Source organism: Aeromonas sp. 602658 (genome assembly GCF_049173005.1).
GTDB lineage: Bacteria > Pseudomonadota > Gammaproteobacteria > Enterobacterales > Aeromonadaceae > Aeromonas > Aeromonas veronii_A.
Genome location: NZ_JAAKRF010000002.1, coordinates 225277 through 248391, shown reverse-complemented (window position 1 = coordinate 248391; position 23115 = coordinate 225277). Strand labels below are relative to the sequence as shown.

Sequence of the window (23115 nt, the reverse complement as noted above, 5' to 3'; positions counted from 1 at the left end):
TGGCCAATAAGCAGACTGGCCGACTATGGATAGATGCTAACGCTGGGGGGTTGGAAAGGCAACTAGCGGCGCGCTTGCGCCAGACTGATGGCCTGATAGGCGCCAGCCTCCGCATCTCGCAGCCTGCCGGCTGTCACGGTGGCTTGCTCCTCTTTCTTCTGCTTGGCCGCCTGCTGGCGCCACAGCTCGAACGCCGTGTTCATCCGTGCCGGGTTATCCATCAGGCTGCTCAGCTTGCCGTGCTGGTTGGCCTCCTTGATAAACTGCAGGCGCTCGGGATCGCCCCCGGTCCACACCTTGAGTGGCGCCTCCTGCTTTGGCTCATCCGTTTTGGTGGTCAGGCCGTAGGTGTCAGCCAGCGCCGCCTTGCTCTGTTCAAGCTGGGCATCCAGTGCGTCGAGCTGCAGGTCTTTATCCTCTGCATTGCTGGAGGAGATCTTGGCGCGGTTCTGGCCGTGCTGCTTCTCCAGCTCAGTGACCGCCTTCTTGTATCCTGCCTGATCCGGGCCTGCCGTCAGGCCAAGGGAGGTGCGCAGCTGGTCGGCGTTACCGATCATGTGCTTGGCCAGCGCCGCCCGCTGATAGGCCGGTTTCAGGAAGTCATTGATGGGGATCACCTTGGGAGTGTCATCCGGCGCAGAGGTCCGGTTATTGGTGACCGGTCGGACTGCCTTGCTGCCGTCGTCGTAGGTCACCTCCACCCCCAGCACCACGCCGCGCCCGTCAGGGGTGATCATGATGTTGTTCAGCTGCTTGCCGGTGATGGTCTTGCCGCTATCCGGGTCGATATCGCCAACCCCCTTGTTTACCTCATCCTGATAAAGGGTGCCTGCTGCCTTGATAAACTGCGGGTTGTTCACGGCTGCATGCCCTTCCGGCGTGGTCGGGTCGAGCTTTCCTTCCTGAGCCTGGCGCATCAGATTGCCAGCATGGGTGACAAAGGTCTTACCCGCCTCGGCATAATCCGGCTGCAGGTAGCGCTCCGGGTTGAAGGTGCCAGCCCGCGGATCCCGCACCACATTCCAGAACTGCTGGCCCGGGTCTTTGCCTTCTGCCACCGCTTGCCAGCCAGACTGGATGATGGGCAGGTTCTCCTGTTGGTACGCTTGCTTCTCCCTGTCCTTTACCTGCCACTCATACTCCTGCTTGCGGCGCCCCTCTTCTGCCATCGAGATCCCGAGCTGAGCGTTTCTGTATTCACGCAACCCCTTGGCATCTTGCTCCTGCAAGGCAAACTCACGCTCATAACGATCATCTGCGACTTTGTCGCGCCCCTTGCTGTAATCCAGCTCGCTCTGGTAGCGATCATCAGCCACCTTTTGCCGCTCCTGCTCGTTCTGCCACATGGCGTCGCGCAGGCTCATAGCCTGATCGGCCCGCTCGTCCTCTTTCTGGCCGCGCTGGTAGCGATCCATGGTGTTGAAGCCAGCCAGAAAGCCCTCTGCCAATCCTGATACACCCATCACTCATTCCCCTTTAAAACAAACTGTCAGCCAGAAATCCGACGCCTGCACCAATAAGCCCGCCTACTGGTCCGCCTACCGAACCAGCCATTCCGAGCATGGCCCCCATTGATGCACCAGTGCCGATAGTGCTCAGGGTCTGCCCTTTGCGGGCAGTCTTGAGGTTTTTGTTGGCAGCTTCCAACTCCTCCTCCCGATTGGCTGCATCACGCAGCCCCATCATCCCCTGCTGGCGCGTCTGGGCGCCAATATCAAGCAGTCCGTACCCCATCACATACCTCCACCAGTTTTGATTGCCTCACGCAGGCCGGCATCAGCGCCGGTCAAGATCCCCATCTGGCGCGCCTGCTCCTGCTCGCGCAGGCCGTTTTCCGTGCCCGCCGTCATCAGGGCAGCCCGCAAACCCTGGCTGTTGTCGTTGGCGTTGTTGCTCACCCCCATGCGGGCATTGCGGTTTGCCGTGGCCTGTTGGGCCGAACGCAGGGCGTTGGCGTTGTTCTCATCCACCCGGCCGAGCTGCTCCTGCAGCAACTTGCCGTTGGTGGCCAGCTCCATCAGCTCCTTCTGCTTCGGGTAGAAGCGGTCCTTCCAGTCCTGGTAGCTCTCTCGGGTGATCTGTGCAAATGTATCTGCGGCGTATCCCATCGTTTACCCCTTAATAGCCCTTGCCTTGCAGCACGCTGGCTGTCGGGCTGATCTTCTTGCTCACGGTTGTGGTTGTTGCAGGCGCCTTAAGCTCCTTGAGCCCATACGCCGTGCCAGCTCCCGCCAGCGTACCAACCAGACCAGCGGTCGCCTGCTGGCTCTGGAATGAGCTCTGGGCGTCACTGGTGGCCTTGCGCAGGCTGGTAGTTGCCATATCTCCCATGGCAGCCAGCGATTCGGCCTTCTGCCCGGCGCCAATGCTCACCACATCCTTGAGGCCAGCCACATACTTATCTTGCTGGCTGGACTGGGCGCGATTGGTGGTGTCGGTCTGGCTCAGTGCCTGATCAGTCTCCAGATTGGACATGGCAGCCTGATACTTGCCGCTGGTCGGATCCACACCGCCAGCCGCCATAGAGTCGGCCAGCCCGGCGCGTGCCTCACCAAAGGATTGAGCGGTACCCAGCGCGGCCGTACCAGCCAGCTTGTCGTACTCGCTCTCGTTGTTGAGGTCATCCACCTTGTCCATGAAGATGTCCTCATACTGCTGCAGGTCGTTTTTATAGAGCTGCCACTGCTCCATGGCCACGCCAGCCGCAGCTTTCTGGGCTTCCGTCTCCTGAATTTCGTTAGAGCCACCCTTGCCCATCACTCACCTCACAAGTTGATCTGAAACACAAAGAGCCCGTCAGCATCATCTGGCTGACGCGCCCACCCCATTCTTGGCGCTACCCTTAGCCACCCCTTGCGCGCAGAGTGAAAGCGCAACCAGCGGGCGCCTATCATGCGGGCCAGCCGCTTAACCTCCGGTAGGTGGCGCTCTGGCGCACCGCCATCACCCCAGCCGACCCATACCAGCACGCCGGTAGCGCCCTGCTCGCTGACCGGCTTCAACACGAAGCCGTCATCGCCACGCACAAACAAAAACGCCACCCGGTTACGGATGGCGTCTTGCAGTTCGGCTGATAGCCTTGGGTTGCCTGTGTCGCTGGCTATGCGGTTGATTGCCTTACTCATGTTAATGCCATTAGCCAAACGGCTCTTGATGTTATGTTGTACTCTGGCCCAGAAAGAACCCCATTCCCGTAGGCGCTTGTAGCAAATGTGATAGACGCATCGACGTTGGCTGGCAGCACCATAAATGGAAGGATCGTTACGGTTAAATCGACATCGCCACCGGTTGGTATTGTTGCGGTTGCCGTCTGTGTCTCTATGAGTGCGCCATTAAGGTACACATGCAAATTAAGTCCAATAGTGCCAGCCCCAGACACTCTCCTGCGGAACGTAATACCCCCCTGCACCAGCACCAGGTTCCTCGCTCGACTGTATGCCGGAATGGTAAATGCTCCCTTGTGGGTAAGCATCTTGGTGACATCACCAACAATCCGATCGGCATAAATGGTGCCAAGCACCACGCAGTTCTGATCTATCGTGCAGTTACCGATAGTCATATTGCGAACATAGCCGCCCTCGGCATTGAGACGGTTAGTGTAGATACTGCCGTTAGCGTAAATGATGGTGTGCCACCCCCACCCCCAGCACCCATAAGGGCCACCCTTGCCAAAGCCAGCCGCGCCGCCAGACATAAAGGCGTTGCCCATATCGAACTGGCCGCCGGTGATCAGCGGGGCGCTGATGCTCACCCCCGCCTTGATATAGTCGGCGGTGATCTTCTCGGAGTGGATAATCTGGATAGTCGCCTTGCGAATGATGGCCTCGGCGATCACTGTCTGGCCGTTATCGATGGCAAACAACGGAGCGGTGGCGCTTGGGCTGTTTGGGTTGAACACAAAGAACTGGCTGGCAGACACCATCACCTGGCTGGTGCCATCACTCTTGGCTACCAAGCCAATCCCGGCCTTGATATCGCCAGCCTGAGCCTTGATTGACCACATAGCCTGAGCGCCATTTTGCAAGTCTGCGATGGCTTGGCTTTGGGACTGCACTGCTGCAGCGTTAGCTGCAATCCGCGGGTCATCTGTGGCCACCCATGCGGTGCCACTGTACCGATATGGACGGTTGTTGTTGGAGGTGTCAAACCACAGGTCGCCAGTTCCCATGCCACTGCCTGGAGCGGTGGCCTGAAAGAACGTCTTATTCTTGCTGCCAGCCACAGCGGAAACCGTGTTGATCTGACTAGCAAGAGACTGCACAGCGCTTGCTCTCGCCTCTGACTCCGCAGTGATCTGGCCTTCTAGCCGATTATCACCATCCTGATAATTAGCAGTAACCTGCTGGATCTGGCTGGCCAGCGACTCCACGGCATCAGCCCGGGTTGTCGCTTCCTCGTTGATGCGCCCTGATAGCGCAGCGTCAGCCGTCTCCATGGCAGACTGCTGCTGGCTCAACTTCTCGGTCATGGCTGAGTCTGCGTCAGCGCTTGCCTTGGCCACCTCGGCAATAGAAGCAGACAGCGACTGGCCAACCCCCTCTATCTGCGCCTCAAGCACCGATGTCTTTTGTGCCAGCGCCTCGTCCGCCGTACTGCGCACCATCCGTTCCTCGGTGATCTGGCTGTGCAGGTCGGCGCTATCCGCCTCGTAATCTGCGGTGAGCTGCGTCACATCTCTAGCCAGCGCCTCATGGGCATTGGCCAGCGTTTGCTGCTGAGTAATGATCTTGCCGCGCGCCTTCCTGTTCTCCCGATCGCGCTCATCGCTTGCCAGCGCCCCCTCGACATCCGTTTTACCGCCAAGGTCGATGGATGACTCCATATTGTCCTGACGCTGTGCCAGCGCCTGGGCGGTATCAACAACCACCTTTTCCAGGCTGGAGATACTGGCCGCGTTGGTGGCGTCCCCCTCCTTTACGCTGGCGTCCAACGTGGTGATACGCTGAGCCAGTGCGCCGTCACCATCTGCCCGCGCCTGCTCCTCTTGGGCTACGCGAGCTTTCAGGTCACCAAGCTCGCCATCCACACCGGCCGTCAGCTCATCCACTCGGCGCGACATAGCCTCATCAGCCGTCGCTCTTGCCTCAGATTCGCTGGCAATCCCGGCGCTCAGGGCGTTGTCTGCATCGGTCAGCTCGGCATGCATCTGGTCTTGGCGCAGTGCCAGTGCGCTGTCAGCGTCGGTCGATACCTTCTCCAGCGCCTTGATGGCCGCTGCGGTTTCACCAAACGACCCGCTCGTCGAAGCGCTCAGATCATCAATGCGCTGAGCCAGTGCACTGTCCGCGTCGGCAAAGACCTCCTCCACGCCGGTGATGCGAGCCTGGGTGTCGGCATCCTTCCCCTCAAACTTGACGTTCATGTCGGTGATGCGCTTGGCTTGGGCGGCCTGCTCATTCACGATCACCTGCTGCTGGGTGCGAATAGCGCCAAAGGCTGTGCGGTTGCCCCTGTCTCGCTCATCACCGGCCAACGCGGCATCAATGGCCGCCTGACCGGCATCGCCAGCACCATCAGCCTTGTCCTTTGCCAGCTCAATCTCAGCCTGGATTTCATCGAACCGACCAGCAGTAATGCCGCCCTCTGACTCGATAATCTCCTCCAGGGCGCTGATTTTGCCTTCGTTATTACCAGTCCTCACCTCCAGCCCACTGACTCGCTGGGCTGTTACGCCGTCGGCGTCAGCGGTGACGCGCGCCAGCTCGGTGATCCTGGCATCCAGCGCTTCATCGCCTCGGTTCACGGTGGCCTGCAGCCCATCGATTCGCTGCGCCTGGCTAGATAGCTCATCGGTTTGTACCGTCAGCTTGCTTTCAGCGTTGGCCAGCCGCTCACCCTGCTCGTCAACTTCTTGTTGCGTCGCCTTCTGGGCCAACTCCCCCTTGGTGGCATTCAGCTCCTGCCCAATCTGGGTAACCTTCTTCTGCTCCTCCGTGAACTCACCCTTGGTCACAGTCTGGCTCAGGCTGGCATCTAGACCATTGATACGCTGCTCGGCCTCGGTGATGCGCTGCCCTTGGCTATCAACTGTGACGTTATCAGCCTTGCTGGTGATCTGCCCTGATACGGCATCAAGCGACTGGTGTACCTCTGTGATGGAGGTGCGCAGCTCTTCACGGACTGCGTTAACCGCATCCATTGTGATGTTGCCATTCTCAGGATCAACTTCGAACACCGCATCCCGGAAGCTGTCAAAGTCTCCCTTGTACTTGTCGATCTTGTCATTCAGGCGGTCCTGCACCAGCCCGATATCGATACTGGCATTGCCAAGCTGGTCCTGTGCGTCCTTGAGCAGCGCCTCGCTGTCCTGCTGCTTCTTGTTCAGCGACGCCAGCTCCCCCTCGAGGCTGGGGATCTTGTTCTGGATTGAGCCGATGGAGACATCCACCTCCTCCAGCTTTGGCTTGATCGCCTCCACATCCATGGATAGTTGTGGCACTTTTTTGATGGGGTCTAGCAGTTCCTTTGCCAGATGGCTCTCATCAATCTGCCCCTGCAGCTCATCAAGGATGTCCTGCACGTCGCGGCTGGTCTCTGCCTTCACGCCGTTGGCGTTAAATGGGCCAGCGTCATCCTTGCCATTAACGAAACGAACCCAGTAGTAAAAGGTGGCCCCTTTGCCGATGGCATCAGAGAACACATTGGCCGATGTAGTACCGACCAGCGCGGCAGCCGGCAGGCTGTCTGTCTCTGATCGCCATACCTCGGCGTGAGCATGACCACGGTAGTTAGGCCCATCCCAGTCGATAACTACGGTATGAAACGCGCCATTAGCCTGCACATTGACCGGTGCGTGAGGTTTGTCATAGGTGCCAGTGGGGAATAGGTCCGGGTTCTTGCCGGGAGTGAACGAGCCGCCAGCACCAGGGCGCAGGGTCGCCAGGCCCAGCGCGGTCAGCTCGCGCAGCGTGATAGCCTTGTCCAACTTATTGCCGCGCTGCCCTGTAAGCAGCTCGACGTTTTCGGCGGTGGCGGCCTGATCTCGCCCGGCCCGATATGCTGCTTTTGCCATTACATCAACTCCGCCATTGAGCCAGCCAGGGTAATACGCCGTACAGTGGCGGTACCGAATACCTCGATTTGCCACCAACGGCCGCGCACAGGGGGTAACCTGAACGCGCTCACAGTCAGATTGCCGGGTGATAGCTCCATTACCTGCTGGTTATCCACGAACAGCCTGACCCCGATCTGAGTGATATCTGACGACAGGATCCGGCAGCAGCCATAAGCCGTGCCACTGACATTCATAAACAACTTCGAGCGCCAGACGAACTGGCCGTTGCCAGCCTCTCCGCCGCGCCAGATATGCAGATCTCGCCCCTTAGCCACAAACAGGCTATCGCTCTCCATGTCCGAAACAGCCGCATCCCAGCGATTTGTCAGCTCACGCAGGTCGCCAGACTTGGGATCAAAGATAAAGGCGTGGGTATCGGTCATGCCGATGTACTTGCCTTCGTGATGCCATGCGCGCAGGGTTTCAGGCTTCATGGCTTGCCACTGCTTGCGGGTGATAACCTGCTCGGTCACCACATGCCCACCGCTGGCGCCAATGCCGACAAGGCCGTCAGGGGACGCATAGAGCACGACACCATCCATCGCCACCATTGAGCGCGCACTGATACAGGCTTGCGGCAGGTGACTGAGCTTCTGGTTTGTTACAGAGGAAGAGCTCACGCCTTGAGCCAGATAGGGGTAACCCTTGGTGCCGATCACCAGTGCAGTATCAATGGCAGCGATCGCCACGATATCGTGCTCTGTGGTGAGCCGGTATTTCTCCGGCCAGGCATAGGGCAGATAGGGTTCGCACAGATAGAGCGAGTTGCCAGCAAAGCCAGCACACATACCGTTGGCCATCTGGCACAGGCCGCGCAGGGCAGCAGGGGGCGGCGCGTAATCGTAGGTCTCCAGCACAGGGCCAAGCTCACCATCGGCAAGGCCATCAACAAACGAGGCTTGCGCAATGGGCAGCTCTGCGACCAGCAGGTAATCAGCCAGGCCGCCACCTGAGACAGACCGATAGATCCGGCGCTTGGTGATGTTGTTATCCTGCGACTGTGGAGGAGATAGCGCCAGCGTCACCGTTGATTCAGGGATAGTGATGGACACCTTGCCGCTGGCTGGCCCGGGCGGCCCCTCCTCGCCCATAGCGGTGACATAGGTGTCAACGTAGTAGCGTGTTTCGTCATCGGTGATGTCGTCATCCTTGCCGCCCTCTGGCGGCGTGATGGCGCTGACACCAACAGGAACACCAGGAGCAGGCACCCCCAGCCGGTACCAAGCTGTAGGCTTATTGCTGCCACCAGTGGCAATCTGGGCATGGGTAACCTTGGGGTACTCTCCATCTGTGTAGTAAACGCGCCGGTATTCATCCTGAGCGATGGGTGAACGCATGGCCTCAACCACCTTGTTCCATGCAAACCAGTGCTCGCCATAGCGAAACAGGGTCTTTGGGGTGATTGGAAGAGCAACACCTGCACTCACATCCTCCTCAATGGGAGAGATAACGCCGTGGTCGAAATGACAGTCTCTGGCCACCACGGCCACTTCATCAGACAAAAGGTGAGGTTCAACGCGCGGCGTTACACCTCGCATTGTGACGATATCAATGGCTGACATGGAATTCTCGGCGGGCAGGAAACAAAAAGGCCCACTCAGAATAGAGCGGGCCATGATGGGTAAATCCTAACGCTGACAGCGCCAGTAGGCAAGCAACCAGATTACGCCCACACTCTCACTGGCGTCTCCGGGTATGTACGCAGTGCATCGAGGGCAGCGGCCACCTCGGGGGAGGTGGTTCGCACATTGACGTGGTAGCCAGGAACGGCGGCCATCACTGGCACTGACTCTCCATCAACGATGGTGGTTTCACCTGTCGGCTGGTAAATAGTGCCAATCACGCTGATGTCAGCGCCCTGGCGATACAAGGTTCCGCTCTCGCTGTCTTGGGTGAACCCTGCGACCTTGAGGGCGGTTGTCATGGCAGACTTGCTGGCCGCCTTGAGATAAAGATCAATGAGTTCCATGGGTTTTATCCTTCCAGAAATACCAGCCACCTATGCGGCAAGCAGCCCAGAACAGCCAGGCCAATACCGGCTTACCCTGGGCCATCATGCACTGCCGCAGGCGCCGGTCAGCCTCGGCGCGGGATACCGTGCCTTTGGCGCCATAGTCATGGTCATGCTGCTGGCAGCAGCGGTTAGTACCAGGAGAGATGGGTCCAAGCCCCGTGCAGTAGTGGCGGGTCATTTGATGGCCCTGAGTTGCGCCTCAGACGACGCGCGATTCCACTGTCTAAAATTGCGAATGCGAATGCTGGAGTGGTTGTTGCCATTGCCCAACGTCCCGATATCTAGCTTCTCATACGCAACCTCCGCTTGGCCCGGCCTGATGGTGCAAGGAGTAGGGGATTTCACAATTGGCCCACCATTAAGGCTGAACATGACGTAACCGCCGTCATAGTCAAATGTTGCGGAAATAACGTTTCGTTTTTTCAATGTCTGGTTGGTTAAAATCGCCTTTGCGTAATCATTATTTGCCTGCAAGGATCCATCACTCCATATTGCAACAAATGTTCGAGTAGGGAATAGACCATCACAAATGAACGGGGTGTATCCGCCTGTACTAGGGCTGATCACCTCGAACTCGAAGGCGAAGGTCCTACTCTTGCCGTAGCCCGCACTGTTCGCCGGGCCGGGCAGCCATACAGATTCAGCGGCGCGGGTTGCGGCCGCCGTGGTTGTCGGGATCAAGGATGTTGGCGGGCCTTTCTCCACTTGAGCGGAGAGGATTTCAAAGTTCAGGCTGCCATCGCCCTGCCATGACGGAGAGTCAGCAACCATCCCCCAAACATATGGTCTGAGGGTGGCCGCATTAGCTGTGCCAGTGAACGTTAACAGCAGCGGCTTACCGATCACGCCTGGCGTAACCGATAGTGTTACACGATCAGCACCAGACAGTTCATTGCATCCAATGCTGATTTTATTAAATGCAGCCTTATGCACTATCAACTCAACGGATACAGAGACAGAATCACCAACGGTGACGGCACCTGTGGTTCTTAACCACAGGTAGTGCGACCCATTAGTGCTGTCCTCTGAGAACTTGAGGGTTTGAGTTTCCCCAAGCAACCCCGATCCTGTGCTCATTGCGGCGGCGCCACCAACAGGGGTGCAACCTACAGATGCATCATGAGGGAAATAGAGGTTGGTTGAGCCGCGCTCCTTGACCAGTGCGCCACCCTCGTAACGTGGCTCACCGGCTGGCACCAGGCGCAACTTGCCATCCTTCTGACGCTCAGTCGCGGCGCTCAGTCGTTCAAACTCCCAGCGGCGGGCCACAACGTCCTCACCAACCTTGATTTCCTTACCCTTTCCGGTAACCAATCGCAGGCTATCGACAAGCGGCGACCACACATCCGGCAGCGGCATGGCCGAGTCACGAACAACATCGGTGGCAAGTGCTGCGGCCGCGGCGGCCTTATCCGCCTCGACCTTTGCGCGGGCCGCTTGCCCCTCCCCTTCGCTGGTCACCCGCTTCCAAGGGATTAGCTTGTGAGTCGTGCCGTCCGGGGCGGTTACCGTGATCTCTGCCGCATCGCTGGTAAACAACTGCTGAACCATATCCGACTGACTCTGGTAGTAGGACAGGGAGGCGTTCAGCTTACGGGCAAACTCCGGAATGGAGTCAGAGAAGGTGGTGATAATCTCGTAAGCCTTGCCGGTGCCGGTGGTGCCACGGAACGCCTGCACGAGATGGAGTTCGGTGTTTGACACCACGTAATCGACCTCATAGAGATCAACCGTAGTGCCGGTGGTCATACAAAAAAGGTGGCCCTTGGCCACCCCGTTCTTGGCATCTGCAAAGGTGGTTCCGGTACCGGTCACCTTCTTGCTGCCGTTGGTGACGGCTACAGTGCCGTCACGCTTCCACACTCCAGCCATCTATGCGCCCCTTACTGCCCTGTTACCCGGTTAAAGCCAGCCTGCTGACGGGCTTCCATGTTGGCGTCAGCCTGGGTTTTCTCCCCAAGCTGCTGCAGGAATGCGTTGTAGTGACCTGCCGCGCGGTTGCTGTTGGCGGCATACTCGGCATCCTTGGAGAAGCAGCGGTAGAGCATGAAATCTATGACGGGGTTGATGTAGATATCATCCAGATCAGCCATGGCTGGGGTGCTGGCGTTCTCTACATCAGCCAGCTGCTTGGACTGCGGGGCGACCGAGTAGATCACATCCACCTTGACCGCAGCGGCCGGGCCAGGGTGCAGATAGAAGGTCTTGGGGTCGCGCTCTTCGTAGCAGTAGTTATCAACGGATGTCGCCGTCTTGCCGGAGTGCCAGTCTGGATAGCTGTCATCCAGCGCCTTGCGCGGCACAAAGCGGATCACCTTGCCGTTGGCGTTGCGCAGCACCTCAATCAGCCGCAGGGCGTCGGCAGGCAGCGCCTGCTTGGTGCCTGCTACGCAGATAAACTCAACGTTCTTGGTGTGAGCGTCAGGGCGAACCAGCACGATCGCTTTGGTGGCGTCGTTGTAGTAGTCCAGCAGCTCCTGCTTGGGCCAGCGGGTAAAGGTCGGATCGACAAGCAGGGTGTTAACCCGCTTGATGATGGTTGAAATAGGCACGGTAGCCATGGCGACTCCTTAGAAAAAGCTGTGTTTGCGGGGCGGGTTGTAGTATTCGACTTGGGTCGGGGCGCTGTGCTGTTTGCGGAACCGGCCGGCACGACGCCACCCCTCGACAAACTCGGCGCGATGGAAGTTGGCCCGCTTGGGGTCAGACCAGGGGCGATCCGGTTGGGCATAGAGCAGCGCAGCCACACCATGGGCGATGGCCTCGGCATGGTCGGTGTAGAGCTGTGCCGGTAGCTCCTTGGCGCCTTTTACCGGGGCCGCCACGTACCAGATCCGCACATTGCTCAGATCGGTCAGGATGCTCAGCTCATTGGCCGACATGGCGAAGTAGTCGCGTCCAGAGTCCAGCGGCACGCCATCGGCCCCGGTGAGGTGCAACACATTGCAGGAGGTAACCCCGTCCACATTGCACACCACCTCAAGGCTGCCAGCCGCCGCACTTGGCAGCAGGCGATCGAGGGTGATCAGCTCGGATTCGCGGCAGAAGGTGATTGCCGCCTCGGTCACGGCCTCTTCCAGCAGCATCTCGAGCGGACCTGTGATGTGCAGCCTGACGGTAGGCAGGAACTGCTCGCGGGGTACCATCTGCATCTTAGCCCTCCGCCTTGGCGGCCTTGGCTTTCAGGGCGTCACGCACGCGAACGCGGAAGTCGTCCACCTTCTCCTGCGGCCCCTTCTGCTCGATACCCAGATCTTCACCTTCGATCAGGGTCGCCAGCTGGGCAGAGGTGAGCTTGGCCAGATCGATATCACCGACCACCATGCTCTGCTCTTCGGCCAGGCGGGCAGCTTCGGCAGCAAGGCGCTCCTGCTCTTCCGCTTCCATTCGTGCGATAGTCTCCTGCCGCTCCAGCGTGCCGGCCAGCGCGTCATGGCGGATCCAGACGGTAGGGAACTCCAGCAGCTGCGTGGCGATGTGACTCTCCACATCAACTGGCGTGTGGCGCGGGAACACCAGGCGGGATCCGGTCACAGTGTCTTTCTTGCTCGGCTTGTCGCCGATATAAACCACGGCAATTTTGTCGCTCACGGCAATATCTCCAATCCAGAAATGAAAAAGCCCGGCACCGGGCCGGGCATGGCGTGACGGGCAGCCTTACAGGTTGCCGATCACCTCATAGTGCAGCTTGAGCTTGACCGTGCCCGTTGCCGCAGCGCCGCCGACGGTGAGGGTGATCTCCTGGTCGGGCAGCGTCATCAGATCGTCCACCGGGAAATACTTGGATACCGCCGTAGCCGTGCCTTCGGCGTTGATGATGGTGGTATCGCCAATCTTGACGGTCAGCGTGGTGCTGGCACCCAGCCCGGCGCTGATGATGGTGGCACCGACCACTTTCAGGTTGGGCTCCACCTTGTCACCAAAGGCGATGACGTCGCCGGAGGGCACTGCCGCCAGCTTGGCCACCAGGGTCGGGGAGATAGAGAGGTTGCCGAACGAACCAATAAACCAGCGGTACGCTCGGGCGATCAGGGTAGTTTTGGCCATAACATGGCTCCTTATCTGGTCAGATATCAACAGGAGGGGGCATCAACCCCCTCGCTACGGTGGGTGGCTTAGCGGCCGACGGCGCTGACGGCGGTATCCAACACCATGCAACCATGGTCCTGAATGTTTCCGTTACGCTGCTTGAAGCGGATCTTCTGCAGGCCGGATACCCAGCTGATGGAGATCTCGGTGTTGTTGCCGTGGTTTCTTTTCTCTTCGTGCATGCCGAATTGAGCACCCTGCTCGCCGGAGCCAAAGGCGTTAGCCAGCGCCTGACCGCCCAGCAGCACGGCGCGGTCGATGGTGGTACCAGCAACCTTGTCCACTTCCGTACCGGCCGCGGAGTTGGCGGCGCACACCTTGACGGTGCTGCCCTGGTTGAAACGGATCGGCATGCCCTTGTAGGGCTTGACCAGGATGCCACGCCACATCGCACCTTCACCGCGGAAGATGGGGTGATTCCAACCCTTGCTGCGCTCCATCGCGGCCGCCAGCATTGCTTGCCAGTCCTTGCCAGAGGTGGAGGTGTAGAAGTCATGCCACTGGCGCGGGGTGACATAGAGCACGTAGAGCGGCTCGCCACCGGACGGATCCGCCACCATGCGGATCGGCTGGATAGGGTTGGCCATCTCTGACAGGAACAGCGACATGTTGTCCACACAGCCCAGATTGAAGCGGTCAGCCGCGTCGATGCCTTCGAAGCTGGTCGCATCACCACCGAAGAAGTGGCGCTCGTAGGTTGGCGCAGTCAACGGGTTGATCATGATGTCGGCAAATTCCGGGTCATCCGCCAGCGGCAGAATGATATCGGTCGCGTAGTAATCGCCGCGGGCGCCGGCCAGCTGGGCAAAGCCGCGCTGATCAACCAGTCGGCCGTAGTAACCATCACCAAGCAGCGCTCGAGCGGTCTTGATCAGGTCGTGCCGGGTGCGAGACTGACTCATCTTGCCGCCAGCATCCACACCGTGACGGGTCTGGTTGACCTTGAGCGAGAAGTCTGCAAAAGAGAGGCTTTCCAGGCGACCATCAATATTCTGGTCACCCATGGTCGGGCGGCCAGAGAGCTGATGGAACAGCTGCATATCAACGGAGTCGCCAGCTTGCTTGGACAGATCGGTGATGCGAACCACCGGTGCGCCTGCACTGGTCTGCTTGCCGCCGTTGACCTTGACGCCCTTGGGGGCCTCATCGGTCAGCATGTTCACCAGCGAGTGGGAACGGTTGGCCGCGGTAAACAGGGCGGCCTGCAAAATCTTGTTGGCTTGCGCCGAGGTGACTTGGGTCATGATCCTCTCCTACATGAAAACAAAAACCCCGACACAGTGGCCGGGGTTGGTTGATGTAAACGGGGTTGTTGGTTAGAACCCGGACTGCTCCAGCAGCGCCTCGATCTGGGCGTCGCTCATAGCACCAAGCTCACCAACCAGTTCGGTCTGGGACATGGAGCCATAACGCTCGACACCCGTTGCCGGTGCGTGATGGGTTTGGCCGAGTTCTGATGGGCTGGACGGGATGTGATCAGCGGGTTTCTCTGCCGCCTTGCCGGGTGCCTTGGCGGGAGGCGCTTCAACCTCGTCGCCAAAGGCCAGCTTGGTGCGGCGAGCCACTTCTGCGAATCGCTCTGCCAGCGGCTTGTTGCTCCACGCGGGATCGGCCTGCAACTTGTCATCGATAGTGAGGGCCATATCGAAGCGGTCTTGGTCGCCGTCACGCCATGCAGTCAGGTCAGGTACCGCCTGCAGTGCGGCCTGTACCGGGTTGGCGACTGGCTGAACCTGTTGCGGCGCGGCTTGCGGCTCCAGCTTTTGGAGCTTGCGGGCAATGGCAGCGATGGGCTTGCCTAGATCCGGGTAGTCCTGCGCCAGTTGCTCCAGCTCTTCCTGGCTGATGTCGTCCGGGTCAACAGATGGGTCGATCCCGTTCTTCTCCAGCAGCGCCTGCAACTTATCCCGCTCTGCCTGTGCCTGCTGCGCCTGAGCCAGCTGTTCACGCAGTTGCTTGGTCTCGTTGCGCGCCTGTTCCAGCACTTCATACGGGATGGTGTGTTGACCGTTCTTGGCCATAACGACCTTTTCAGGTGCGCTGGCCTGTTCCTCAACCTGATTGGCTGCGGCTTGTTCGTTACCGGCTGCCACCTCGCCCGCCGACGGCGCGGGTTCTACGTCCGTTTGCTTGGTGTCAGTGCCATTGTCCAGCTCGACATCGGGCGCTTGCTCAATCTCGGCCAGCATGGCTTCCAGTTCGTCCAGGCTTTCAGTTCCGGTCAGGTTATCGATGGTTTTGCTCATGGTCGTCCTCGTGGGTTTTCAGTGGGTGGTATCGCTGCCCAAGCGGGGGAAGGCTCTCAGTGAAAGCGCTCCCCGGCTGGGGCTGGGCATAAAAAAGCCCGCACAAGGCGGGCAAGGGCTGCTGTCGTCTATCGCTAGGGATTCGTTGGGCCACCGACTCGCGGCCCGCTCACTTCGTCAAGGTGGCACTTGAGCCGCCAGCCTTCCAGCTTCCACAGCTCTTGGCGGGCCTTGGCTTCGGCATCCTTGATGGCGTACTTGGCGCCAAGCTCGGCATTGAAGTTGGCCGGGTCGGCGCAGGCGGTCATGCCGATGGCAAGAGTGAAGCCGTTGGCAGCAATGGCGGTGGCCAGCGTGGTGGTGGTGCCAGGCACAACCTGCACCTCATAGCGAACACCACCCATCAGCGCCTCGATCTGGTCAGGGGTCACACGCGGCGCTGTCAGCCCGAGAGTCTGGATCTCGCGCTCCATCTCGGCATCAATCTGCTGGCGGTCGGTCATGGCCTGCTCCAAATAAAAAACCCGGCTCTATGGCCGGGTCTGGAAATGAAAAGGCCCAATCTCGAAAGACTGGGCCATGATGGAGAAATCCTAACGCTGGGCGATTAGGAAAGCAACTATCAGAGCGCGATCGCGTCTATCTGCTGCTGAATGGTGTCCAACAGCTGGGCCTGCAGGGCTGCCTGCTCGGCCTGCATCGCCTGCTGCTGGGCGGCCAACTGCTCCATCTCCTGCAGCGTCTTGCCGGTCTGGGCCTGCTTGAGGCCGTCATCGTAGCGGATGGAGTCGGTCAGTTTGGTGATGCGCTGGGCCTCTGCCTGCAACTTGGCAGACTTTCCTTCCAGCTCCGCCAGCTTGGCCTGCATCTCGCGCATGGCCATTTCCTGCTGCATTCGGGCCATCTGGGCCTGCTGCTCTGCGGCGGCGCGCTCCTCGTCGCTCATCTCCTCCGGATCCTTCTGGATGTTGAGGGCATTGCGGATCCGCTCCACAAACTCCGCCTTGCGCGGCACATCCATCAGCTCAACCAGCAAATCGAAGCAGGCAGCGGCGGCCTCTGGCGGCAACTGGGACATGGCTTGCGTCATTCGCTCGGCCAGTTGCTGCTTGTAAGCTGCGGTCTGCTGGATGGGAGCCAGGGCAATATGGGCTCGCAGCCGGGTCACATCGTTGGTCAGCTTGCCCCCTTCCTGCTCCACGTTAATCACCACAGCCTTGCGGCGGCGCGGGTCGTCGCGGTTGACGGTCACCTTGTAGTTGCGCTTGCTGGCCATATCCTCAAGCAGATAAGCCAGCGCCAGTTGCCCTACCTGCTGGCAGCCCATCCGGTAGTTGTCGTTGATCTCAGACAGGGTGGTCGCGCCCTGCTCCACCAGATTGCTGATGGCAACACCAGATTGGCCGGTCGAGCCCTGCCCCAGGAATGCTGCGTAGACGCCCATGGTGTCCTGGATCAGCTTCACCGAGTCCTGCATCACCTGGAACTGCTGGGCCGCCACGTTGAAATCCTGCTCCACCTTGAAGGCGTCGCTCACACTGGTCTTGTTGGCGCGGTCAGGGTTGAGTTCGATATAGCCATCCGGGCGCTCTACCTGCTCCAACACCTGATCCCGGCTCATGTTGGTGGCGTCCTTATCCATGATGACGCGCTTGGCCTGCAGCAAGAAGGTGAGCTTGATGCGGCGCAGGTTAACCTCATCCTGTGCCGGCATGGCGCGGGCAATCAGGCCATACGGCTCGCCGGTGCGGTCCTTGCGATACCCCCAGAACGGCACCAGCGGATACATGTTGTGCGGGGCGGTGCAGGGGCGATCGACCAGATGATGGGGGCCGACGAACCAGGATTCGCGGATCACGGCTACCGGACAGCGCTCCAGCCTGGCGCGACCGCTGGCAATGGCGGCGCGGTGCAGCTGGTTGCTCTTGTCAAACTCCAGCGCACGGCCAGAGTCGAGCATCAACACCTGGCGCATGGTGTAGGTGCGGTAGTAGACCACCTGGAGCAGAACGCGATCTCGCTCCCGGCTGCACCACTCAATCTCCTTGCCGCTGAACTGGCTCCATTCGTCATAGGCGCTGACAAGGTTGGGATCCAGCCCCTCTATGGCGGTCAGGCTGACCATACCGGCCCAATCGTTGACGCCCCACTCCAGTGCCTGAGCCTTGCTCGGGAACATGGTCTTGGCCTCATCCAGATCAACCCAGCGGCGGCGCATCAGCCAGCGGCAGTCGCTCAAATCGGGCTCACGGCTGTGCCAATCCCAATAGACTTCGTCACGGTGGACGCTGCTGAACTTGTAGCGCGGGCCGAACGGGTCACTGCGGCGGCTTACCTCCACCCAGCCCAAGCCGGTCTTGATCTGGCCGCCATAGGCCTCGCCCCGGGCGCGATCCAGCCCGCCAAGGCGGCACATATCGGAATATTCGGCGTTGACAGCCTCGGCCAGCTGCTCGAGCTCGTCGTCGTGGTCATCAGCGACAACCATCAGATCGGTGCGGCTCTTGGCCTCCATCCCCAACACGCCGTCAATAGTCGGGGCGATCAGGTTATGGATGGTGATGGGCTGGCCCCGCTCCTTGAGCACCTTGACCACCTCGGGCGGCAGCTGGTCGCCGTCGTAGTAGGCACAGGAGCGATTGGCAAGGCTTCGCCAGTCTGGCTGGCCATTGATATCGCTCATCAGCGCGAGCAGCTTCTGCGTATCGAGGCCGCCCTTCTCGGGGGCTTTGGGTTGTGAGTTGATCATCAGTTGGCCATCCAATGCTTGGGTTTACGGGTGGATTCGGGTTTGACGATGCGGGCAGGCATGCGGGCGCGCATCTCTTGGGCAATCATGTAGCTCATCAGCTGGTCGTCGTAGCAGCCTTCCTGGGCGTTCATGCTGCCGGATTTGTCGTAGACGTAGGTGGTTGCTTCGGAAATGGTGCCTATCCAGCGGATCCCGGCCTGACCGGCACGCAGCAGGGCCTTGAGACCATCCACCACGATCGGCTTGGATTGGCGGGTGGTCAGCCAGCCGAGGCGCTGGGTCTCATCATCCCGATCCCGGTCGATATACTCCTGGGTGTAGATGCGGCGGGTAGGATATAGCTCGCGCAGCTTGAGCAGGACGGCGTGGCCGTGGTTGTTACGCTCCGGGCCGATATAGGCGGGGCCATGCTCTGCGGTGCCGTATAACTTGCCGACATGGGCCAGCAGCTGTGCAAAGAGACCGGGATCCAGATGGCCGAACCAGTGGGCAACCTGACGCCCGTCACTCTTGGCGATCACGTCAAAGCTGGAGCGGTCGCCGTGCTCCAACCCTTCCGCCACGTCAGCGCCAATGGCGTAATCCTCATCGGGATCGGGCAGTTCCCACACCAACAGCATGTTTTCGAGGGAGCGCTGGCCCTGCTCGTCCAGTTTGTCAGGCTTTCGGACCTTCTCACGCTTGCCGGTAACGGGATCCATGTCGTAGACGATGATAGGCGGCATGCAGTCGCCCTCTGCCTCCATTGTGGCGATGGGGTCGAATACCCTACGACCAGAGGTCAGGAACGCTTCCAGCGGTGTGCTGGGGAACTCCTGCTTCATCTCTGCGCCCAAGGTGGACTCTTTCAGCACGTACCACTGACGCTGCTCGTCGCTGATGGCGCAGTTCATCGCCCTCTCAACCGCGGCAAAGTATTCGAGCTGAGCCTTGCTTGCCACCACGCCAGACGCCGGAACGTCGGCGCGATACTTGGGATCTTGCCACCAGGCGAAGAAGTGGAACTTCCAATCCAGCTTACTGAGCTCACCGGATGCCCGGGCCAGCTCGAGGGACTTCATGCTCATGGCGTGGAAGTCGCCTCCCACGCCTTCGGCAGTGGACTCAATGAATGCCACGGCGCCCGGGTGGATAGCCTGCAGGGTACCGGTTCGCACCTCCTTGGCCTTCTCCGGGTACTTGGCGCAGATCTTGCCGTGCTCTGACACATGCAGGCGCTGGACGGTACCAGAGCGGAAAGAGGTGGCCACTTGAATGCTGGAGCCATGCCGGAACAGGATATGACCGCCATTGGCCCCGCCGCGCCGGGTAACCACCTTGAACTGGGCCTTGAGCCAGCCGGGCAGGTTATCGAACGGCACTTCAATCTTGGTGCGGTAGATTTCCCCTGCCGCCGTCAGATCCTGGGCGATGATCCCGCACTTGATGTTCTTGTTGAACAGCGCCTCATCCAGCAGGTAGATATCGATAGCCGTGGAGAACCCGAGCTGACGCGCCTTGAGGATGATGTTTAGCCACCACATGCTCTTGAACAGCAGTTCCTGCGCCGGACGCAGCCGAAAGCGCACCAGCTGGCCCTGCTCGTTCTCGATCATGTAGAGGTTGTTCATCCGCCACCACTTATCGCTGAGCTTTTCTCGGATACCAGCAATCTGCTCCTGCTCAGTCATGGCGGAGATGTCGAGTTCGGTCATTGGTGGGTCTCAGGCAATAAAAAACCCGCCGAAGCGGGTTGGTGTGGGTGATGCTGTGGTTATGCTCGTTCGCGCCATGCCGCGGGGATATGGCCAACCTCATCCATTGCTGCGGCGCGCTGCTTGGCGTTATCTGCCAACATCGTCACATGAATGGGGTCGGCAATCATAGCGCCCATCTCGACCAGAACGCCGTTGCGGTAACGGCGGAATGGCTCAAGGAGGATGCGCTCATGGGTGACAGTGGCGGCATAATCAGGCTCTTCATCACTGCCAATCAGTCGCAATTCCCCCATGACAGGAGGCAGTTCGTACCACACCTCGCGGCCATCGCGCCCTGAATCGATCTCATCGCACACCGCTCTCGGTAGCGGGTAGTCAGCAATGTAAACAGCCTTCCCTGTCTCATCCTTGCGATAAATTCTCATCACTCCCTCCAGCGTGGAAAACTCAGGCGATTGGGCTTTCATCTTTTATCCACCGCTCGAGCTCAGTGATCTTTTCATCCCAGCGCTTGAAGGCAGCCATTGCGCGCTCATCATCATCAGGCCCGGTATCTTCTACCCCAAACAGCTCTGACACAGAGCGCAGCTTGGCGATAGCCTCAATGGCCAAAATTCGCTGGGTGGCCTGACGCTCTCTTTGTTTCATCGCTGACTCCTGCATGACTGGTGAATTATGACTCGCATTTTATCACGACATCATGCCGCCAGTCCCCATCTTGCGGAGCTCCGAAAGCATCTCGCTAACTGGGGTGGTATCGCTGCCGCCATCCTTCTCCAGTCGATCGGCTTCGGCCGTCAACTTGCGGGTGGCCGCCTTGATGCGCTTGGTGTCCGCCTCAATCTTGGGGCCGGTTACCTCATCGATACGAATGGCGCTTAGGGTGCGCTCGATGGACTCGATACGCTGAATGTTGCGATCAAGGGCCTGCTCGGCTTTCAGGATCTTGTCATAGAGCCCAATCCGGTCGGTCATCTCGGTGGCGTCCAGCAAGTCCTGATGCAGGTTCTTCAGGGTCTTGGTGACGGAGATAACGCGAGCCCGGGTGAATATCAGCTCGTCCCGCAGCCTCAACTCCTCGGCCTGGTCGAACAGCTCAGGCGAATCGAGGAACTGGGCGTAACCGCCGTGGGTCAGCGCGGGCCGATCGCCTGGCTTCCACTTTGCGACAGGGCTCGGGTTGCCGGGGTTGCCGACGGACTCACGATTGCCCACGCCAAAGCGGCCATCTGGCTGGCGTCCCGATTTTCTTTTCGGGTTTTGGCCTGAGTCGTCAGGGGTTTGTGTGGATGAGGATGACCTTTCCCCTCTTCCCTCTCCCCTCTTGGCCTTGCCTTTATTCCCCTTGGGTTGCGCACTTTGCGCAGATTGCGCAGTTTTGCGCACTTCGGATTGCGCAGATTGCGCAGCTACGCGAGATTTTTCAGGTTGTGCAGGGGATTGCCCCCGAGATTTCAAATAGCGACGCGCCGAGTTGTAGTTCAGGCCGCGGCTGTCACACCAGTCTTTTGCACTGATGCCGGTCGCGTCGTGCTCCTGCAGGAACTCTGCATTGAGCTGTGCCCAGTCGGTCTTTGCCATTTAGAGAGATAGCTCGCCTTCGACAACGGTGTCGCCGGGTACGGGCTGATGGGTTGCCGGTACCACTACGGAAACGCCGGTATTGAGAACAACCAGGGCATGACTGCCGTCATACTCCTTCACATGAGTGATAACCCCGGTCACGGTAACGCCATTAACCACCGCATCGCTCCAGCGCATCGAGATAGTCCAGTAGGTCGGCCGTTGATTCCCCAGAAAGACAAACCCCGCCGTTATTGGCGGGGCTCCATGTCAGCCTGGGAGTGGGTGGCGGGCAGTTTGCCGGCTGGCTTGGTGTTGTCTGGCAGCTGGCCAGAAGCAGCACCGAAGCGAGCAGCAAAGCGCCCTTGTGGGTCACTATGGTTTTGGTCATAGCTTTCCTGCGCCTCCCTTGCCCGCTCCTGCTTAAGCCAACGGCCCAGAAGGGCCGTTAGAATGTCGAGCAGTTGGAGCAAGCTGTTCATGTTATTGCTTCCTGGCCTTATCAGCCGGCAGGTTCAGGGCCAGCTTATCCAGCACCTTGGCGAGACCGACCAGGAAGGCGTCTACCTTCCCGATAATCTCATCATCCCGGGTGGACGGGGTGACGGCCGCAATCTTGGCCAACCCCTGCACCACGAGGGACGCGCCCCCTACCACGGCCATCAGGATGACAAGCCAGTTGATGACCACCTCAACGATGTGCTCCATATCTACCTCACAGGTTACAAACCCGGCTCAGCCAGCCGTAGGCATTGGCCTCCTGCGACTCCTGACGCTCAGCCAGGGTGATGCAGTGGGCAATTCGAAGGGAGTTCACAGCCTCGGCCAGCAGGCGCTTGCCACCGGTACCGCGCGCCGTGATGTAACTCTCCAGCGCAGAAAGAGAGCGAGGCCCTATGGTCCCGTCTGCTTTCACGTCCTGATAGAGCTTTTGCCGGTCGTTCAACACATTCAGCAGGCGCTGGAGGTCTTTTGCTGCCCGACCTGGACCGGAGTTAACCCCATAGTCAAACAGGTAGGTAGCCAGATCGGCATCAATCACCTCGATGGATGAGAGGTGCATCTGGTTCCAGTAAGAGGTGTAGACCTTTACCGCCTCAGCCTTTGGGTAGTCGCGCATATGGCCGGTATAGCCGAACTGGCGAGCAGTAGCTTGAGTCACCCCCCAGCGAGTCGGGCCGCCGCGGTCCTCTGCGCGATCAGTGAACTTGTCACCCCCCTCACGCTGGATTACCTCGTCAATAACCTGCAGGCGAATACTCATCACTCTTTCCCCCCACTCATCCAGCCGGTTGCCCGGCGTTCGTAAAGCTCCAGGGCCTTCGACCCCATCAGTCCAGCCAGACCGGCCATAAAGCCACACAGCGGCAGCGGCGCGGCGATATACCAGCTCAGCAACATGGTCAGCATCCCGGCGAAGCCAGACACCACCACCTGCAAAGCCGCCTCAGCCCAGCGGAACTGCCTCCCTTCCCGCTTTACGGTCTGTATGTAGGTCACCAACCCGCCCCAAACACTCAGCCCGCCGAACGCCAGGTAGGCCAGCATTGAGTAATTCTGCGGATCCTTGTCAGGCGTCATGGCCCCTCCAGAAACGACAAAGCCCGCACGATGGCGGGCCAGAAAATGAAAAGGCCAGAGTCCCGGGGGAATCTGGCCATCTTTGATAGATACTAACGCTGGGACGGTGGGGATTCAAG

At 59.6% G+C, this 23115-nt stretch carries 26 protein-coding genes; all 26 read right to left on the bottom strand.

Annotation, left to right across the window (positions count from 1 at the left end; genetic code table 11):
* Nucleotides 1–62: 62 nt before the first annotated feature.
* On the bottom strand, nt 63–1463 hold the full coding sequence (locus tag G5253_RS03475) for a hypothetical protein (protein ID WP_421202712.1): 1401 nt from the start codon (nt 1461–1463) through the stop codon (nt 63–65).
* Nucleotides 1464–1476: 13 nt separating this feature from the next.
* On the bottom strand, nt 1477–1734 hold the full coding sequence (locus G5253_RS03470; protein WP_128297332.1) for a bacteriocin: 258 nt from the start codon (nt 1732–1734) through the stop codon (nt 1477–1479).
* On the bottom strand, nt 1734–2108 hold the full coding sequence (locus G5253_RS03465) for a hypothetical protein (RefSeq protein WP_252655467.1): 375 nt from the start codon (nt 2106–2108) through the stop codon (nt 1734–1736). Before G5253_RS03465 ends, G5253_RS03470 begins: the two co-directional genes overlap by 1 nt.
* 10 nt (nt 2109–2118) lie before the next feature.
* A complete protein-coding gene (locus G5253_RS03460) occupies nt 2119–2757 on the bottom strand; it encodes a hypothetical protein (RefSeq protein WP_139407377.1) in 639 nt (212 codons plus the stop codon).
* 8 nt (nt 2758–2765) lie between these two features.
* Nucleotides 2766–3125, bottom strand: a complete 360-nt coding sequence (locus tag G5253_RS03455) for a hypothetical protein (protein ID WP_421202711.1) — start codon at nt 3123–3125, stop codon at nt 2766–2768.
* Complete coding sequence (locus tag G5253_RS03450) at nt 3122–7012, bottom strand: phage tail tip fiber protein (RefSeq protein WP_421202710.1); 3891 nt, start codon at nt 7010–7012, stop codon at nt 3122–3124. Before G5253_RS03450 ends, G5253_RS03455 begins: the two co-directional genes overlap by 4 nt.
* Nucleotides 7012–8616: a hypothetical protein gene (locus G5253_RS03445; protein ID WP_421202709.1), complete on the bottom strand. Its 1605-nt coding sequence runs from the start codon at nt 8614–8616 to the stop codon at nt 7012–7014. The genes G5253_RS03450 and G5253_RS03445 overlap by 1 nt, the downstream gene beginning before the upstream one ends.
* A 101-nt stretch (nt 8617–8717) precedes the next feature.
* Complete coding sequence (locus tag G5253_RS03440) at nt 8718–9023, bottom strand: hypothetical protein (protein ID WP_421202708.1); 306 nt, start codon at nt 9021–9023, stop codon at nt 8718–8720.
* A 219-nt stretch (nt 9024–9242) separates the two neighbouring features.
* Nucleotides 9243–10940, bottom strand: coding sequence for a phage head spike fiber domain-containing protein (locus G5253_RS03435; RefSeq protein WP_421202707.1), 1698 nt, complete (start codon nt 10938–10940; stop codon nt 9243–9245).
* Between the two features lie 11 nt (nt 10941–10951).
* On the bottom strand, nt 10952–11629 hold the full coding sequence (locus tag G5253_RS03430; RefSeq protein ID WP_421202706.1) for a DUF6682 family protein: 678 nt from the start codon (nt 11627–11629) through the stop codon (nt 10952–10954).
* Between the two features lie 9 nt (nt 11630–11638).
* Nucleotides 11639–12220 carry a hypothetical protein gene (locus tag G5253_RS03425; protein ID WP_159163997.1) on the bottom strand — a complete coding sequence of 194 codons (582 nt, stop codon included), beginning with the start codon at nt 12218–12220 and terminating at the stop codon, nt 11639–11641.
* Nucleotide 12221: 1 nt separating this feature from the next.
* Nucleotides 12222–12659 carry a hypothetical protein gene (locus G5253_RS03420; RefSeq protein WP_421202705.1) on the bottom strand — a complete coding sequence of 146 codons (438 nt, stop codon included), beginning with the start codon at nt 12657–12659 and terminating at the stop codon, nt 12222–12224.
* Between the two features lie 66 nt (nt 12660–12725).
* Nucleotides 12726–13115 carry a hypothetical protein gene (locus tag G5253_RS03415; protein ID WP_421202704.1) on the bottom strand — a complete coding sequence of 130 codons (390 nt, stop codon included), beginning with the start codon at nt 13113–13115 and terminating at the stop codon, nt 12726–12728.
* A 68-nt stretch (nt 13116–13183) separates the two neighbouring features.
* On the bottom strand, nt 13184–14401 hold the full coding sequence (locus G5253_RS03410) for a N4-gp56 family major capsid protein (protein ID WP_421202703.1): 1218 nt from the start codon (nt 14399–14401) through the stop codon (nt 13184–13186).
* A 72-nt stretch (nt 14402–14473) separates the two neighbouring features.
* Complete coding sequence (locus G5253_RS03405; RefSeq protein ID WP_421202702.1) at nt 14474–15403, bottom strand: hypothetical protein; 930 nt, start codon at nt 15401–15403, stop codon at nt 14474–14476.
* A gap of 134 nt (nt 15404–15537) precedes the next feature.
* Nucleotides 15538–15906 carry a Gp49 family protein gene (locus tag G5253_RS03400; protein WP_421202701.1) on the bottom strand — a complete coding sequence of 123 codons (369 nt, stop codon included), beginning with the start codon at nt 15904–15906 and terminating at the stop codon, nt 15538–15540.
* Between the two features lie 119 nt (nt 15907–16025).
* Nucleotides 16026–18152: a portal protein gene (locus G5253_RS03395; protein WP_421202700.1), complete on the bottom strand. Its 2127-nt coding sequence runs from the start codon at nt 18150–18152 to the stop codon at nt 16026–16028.
* The gene (locus G5253_RS03390; RefSeq protein WP_421202699.1) at nt 18152–19849 is read right to left on the bottom strand and encodes a terminase; all 1698 of its coding nucleotides are present in this window, start codon (nt 19847–19849) and stop codon (nt 18152–18154) included. Before G5253_RS03390 ends, G5253_RS03395 begins: the two co-directional genes overlap by 1 nt.
* Before the next feature lie 59 nt (nt 19850–19908).
* The gene (locus G5253_RS03385; RefSeq protein ID WP_421202698.1) at nt 19909–20319 is read right to left on the bottom strand and encodes a hypothetical protein; all 411 of its coding nucleotides are present in this window, start codon (nt 20317–20319) and stop codon (nt 19909–19911) included.
* Nucleotides 20300–20500: a hypothetical protein gene (locus G5253_RS03380; protein ID WP_159164006.1), complete on the bottom strand. Its 201-nt coding sequence runs from the start codon at nt 20498–20500 to the stop codon at nt 20300–20302. The genes G5253_RS03385 and G5253_RS03380 overlap by 20 nt, the downstream gene beginning before the upstream one ends.
* A 42-nt stretch (nt 20501–20542) precedes the next feature.
* A complete protein-coding gene (locus G5253_RS03375; protein WP_421202697.1) occupies nt 20543–21433 on the bottom strand; it encodes a terminase in 891 nt (296 codons plus the stop codon).
* Nucleotides 21434–21613: a hypothetical protein gene (locus G5253_RS03370; RefSeq protein ID WP_421202696.1), complete on the bottom strand. Its 180-nt coding sequence runs from the start codon at nt 21611–21613 to the stop codon at nt 21434–21436. It abuts the gene before it with no gap.
* Between the two features lie 53 nt (nt 21614–21666).
* Nucleotides 21667–21897 carry a hypothetical protein gene (locus G5253_RS03365; RefSeq protein WP_421202695.1) on the bottom strand — a complete coding sequence of 77 codons (231 nt, stop codon included), beginning with the start codon at nt 21895–21897 and terminating at the stop codon, nt 21667–21669.
* A 1-nt stretch (nt 21898) separates the two neighbouring features.
* A complete protein-coding gene (locus tag G5253_RS03360) occupies nt 21899–22123 on the bottom strand; it encodes a hypothetical protein (RefSeq protein WP_244812473.1) in 225 nt (74 codons plus the stop codon).
* 7 nt (nt 22124–22130) lie between these two features.
* Nucleotides 22131–22679: a glycoside hydrolase family 108 protein gene (locus G5253_RS03355; RefSeq protein WP_421202694.1), complete on the bottom strand. Its 549-nt coding sequence runs from the start codon at nt 22677–22679 to the stop codon at nt 22131–22133.
* The gene (locus tag G5253_RS03350; protein WP_164537272.1) at nt 22679–22996 is read right to left on the bottom strand and encodes a phage holin family protein; all 318 of its coding nucleotides are present in this window, start codon (nt 22994–22996) and stop codon (nt 22679–22681) included. The genes G5253_RS03355 and G5253_RS03350 overlap by 1 nt, the downstream gene beginning before the upstream one ends.
* Nucleotides 22997–23115: the final 119 nt, after the last annotated feature.

Bases quoted from the DNA above. Each gene is read 5' to 3' on its own strand.
- G5253_RS03415 (WP_421202704.1), bottom strand. From the start codon at position 13,115: ATGGCCAAAACTACCCTGATCGCCCGAGCGTACCGCTGGTTTATTGGT.
- G5253_RS03445 (WP_421202709.1), bottom strand. From the start codon at position 8,616: ATGTCAGCCATTGATATCGTCACAATGCGAGGTGTAACGCCGCGCGTT.
- G5253_RS03450 (WP_421202710.1), bottom strand. From the start codon at position 7,012: ATGGCAAAAGCAGCATATCGGGCCGGGCGAGATCAGGCCGCCACCGCC.
- G5253_RS03370 (WP_421202696.1), bottom strand. From the start codon at position 21,613: ATGCGCTGGAGCGATGCGGTGGTTAATGGCGTTACCGTGACCGGGGTT.
- G5253_RS03365 (WP_421202695.1), bottom strand. From the start codon at position 21,897: ATGAACAGCTTGCTCCAACTGCTCGACATTCTAACGGCCCTTCTGGGC.
- G5253_RS03405 (WP_421202702.1), bottom strand. From the start codon at position 15,403: ATGAGCAAAACCATCGATAACCTGACCGGAACTGAAAGCCTGGACGAA.
- G5253_RS03430 (WP_421202706.1), bottom strand. From the start codon at position 11,629: ATGGCTACCGTGCCTATTTCAACCATCATCAAGCGGGTTAACACCCTG.
- G5253_RS03395 (WP_421202700.1), bottom strand. From the start codon at position 18,152: ATGATCAACTCACAACCCAAAGCCCCCGAGAAGGGCGGCCTCGATACG.
- G5253_RS03475 (WP_421202712.1), bottom strand. From the start codon at position 1,463: ATGGGTGTATCAGGATTGGCAGAGGGCTTTCTGGCTGGCTTCAACACC.
- G5253_RS03435 (WP_421202707.1), bottom strand. From the start codon at position 10,940: ATGGCTGGAGTGTGGAAGCGTGACGGCACTGTAGCCGTCACCAACGGC.
- G5253_RS03375 (WP_421202697.1), bottom strand. From the start codon at position 21,433: ATGGCAAAGACCGACTGGGCACAGCTCAATGCAGAGTTCCTGCAGGAG.
- G5253_RS03470 (WP_128297332.1), bottom strand. From the start codon at position 1,734: ATGGGGTACGGACTGCTTGATATTGGCGCCCAGACGCGCCAGCAGGGG.
- G5253_RS03440 (WP_421202708.1), bottom strand. From the start codon at position 9,023: ATGGAACTCATTGATCTTTATCTCAAGGCGGCCAGCAAGTCTGCCATG.
- G5253_RS03385 (WP_421202698.1), bottom strand. From the start codon at position 20,319: ATGAAAGCCCAATCGCCTGAGTTTTCCACGCTGGAGGGAGTGATGAGA.
- G5253_RS03380 (WP_159164006.1), bottom strand. From the start codon at position 20,500: ATGAAACAAAGAGAGCGTCAGGCCACCCAGCGAATTTTGGCCATTGAG.
- G5253_RS03455 (WP_421202711.1), bottom strand. From the start codon at position 3,125: ATGAGTAAGGCAATCAACCGCATAGCCAGCGACACAGGCAACCCAAGG.
- G5253_RS03410 (WP_421202703.1), bottom strand. From the start codon at position 14,401: ATGACCCAAGTCACCTCGGCGCAAGCCAACAAGATTTTGCAGGCCGCC.
- G5253_RS03425 (WP_159163997.1), bottom strand. From the start codon at position 12,220: ATGCAGATGGTACCCCGCGAGCAGTTCCTGCCTACCGTCAGGCTGCAC.
- G5253_RS03350 (WP_164537272.1), bottom strand. From the start codon at position 22,996: ATGACGCCTGACAAGGATCCGCAGAATTACTCAATGCTGGCCTACCTG.
- G5253_RS03360 (WP_244812473.1), bottom strand. From the start codon at position 22,123: ATGGAGCACATCGTTGAGGTGGTCATCAACTGGCTTGTCATCCTGATG.
- G5253_RS03400 (WP_421202701.1), bottom strand. From the start codon at position 15,906: ATGACCGACCGCCAGCAGATTGATGCCGAGATGGAGCGCGAGATCCAG.
- G5253_RS03355 (WP_421202694.1), bottom strand. From the start codon at position 22,679: ATGAGTATTCGCCTGCAGGTTATTGACGAGGTAATCCAGCGTGAGGGG.
- G5253_RS03390 (WP_421202699.1), bottom strand. From the start codon at position 19,849: ATGACCGAACTCGACATCTCCGCCATGACTGAGCAGGAGCAGATTGCT.
- G5253_RS03465 (WP_252655467.1), bottom strand. From the start codon at position 2,108: ATGGGATACGCCGCAGATACATTTGCACAGATCACCCGAGAGAGCTAC.
- G5253_RS03460 (WP_139407377.1), bottom strand. From the start codon at position 2,757: ATGGGCAAGGGTGGCTCTAACGAAATTCAGGAGACGGAAGCCCAGAAA.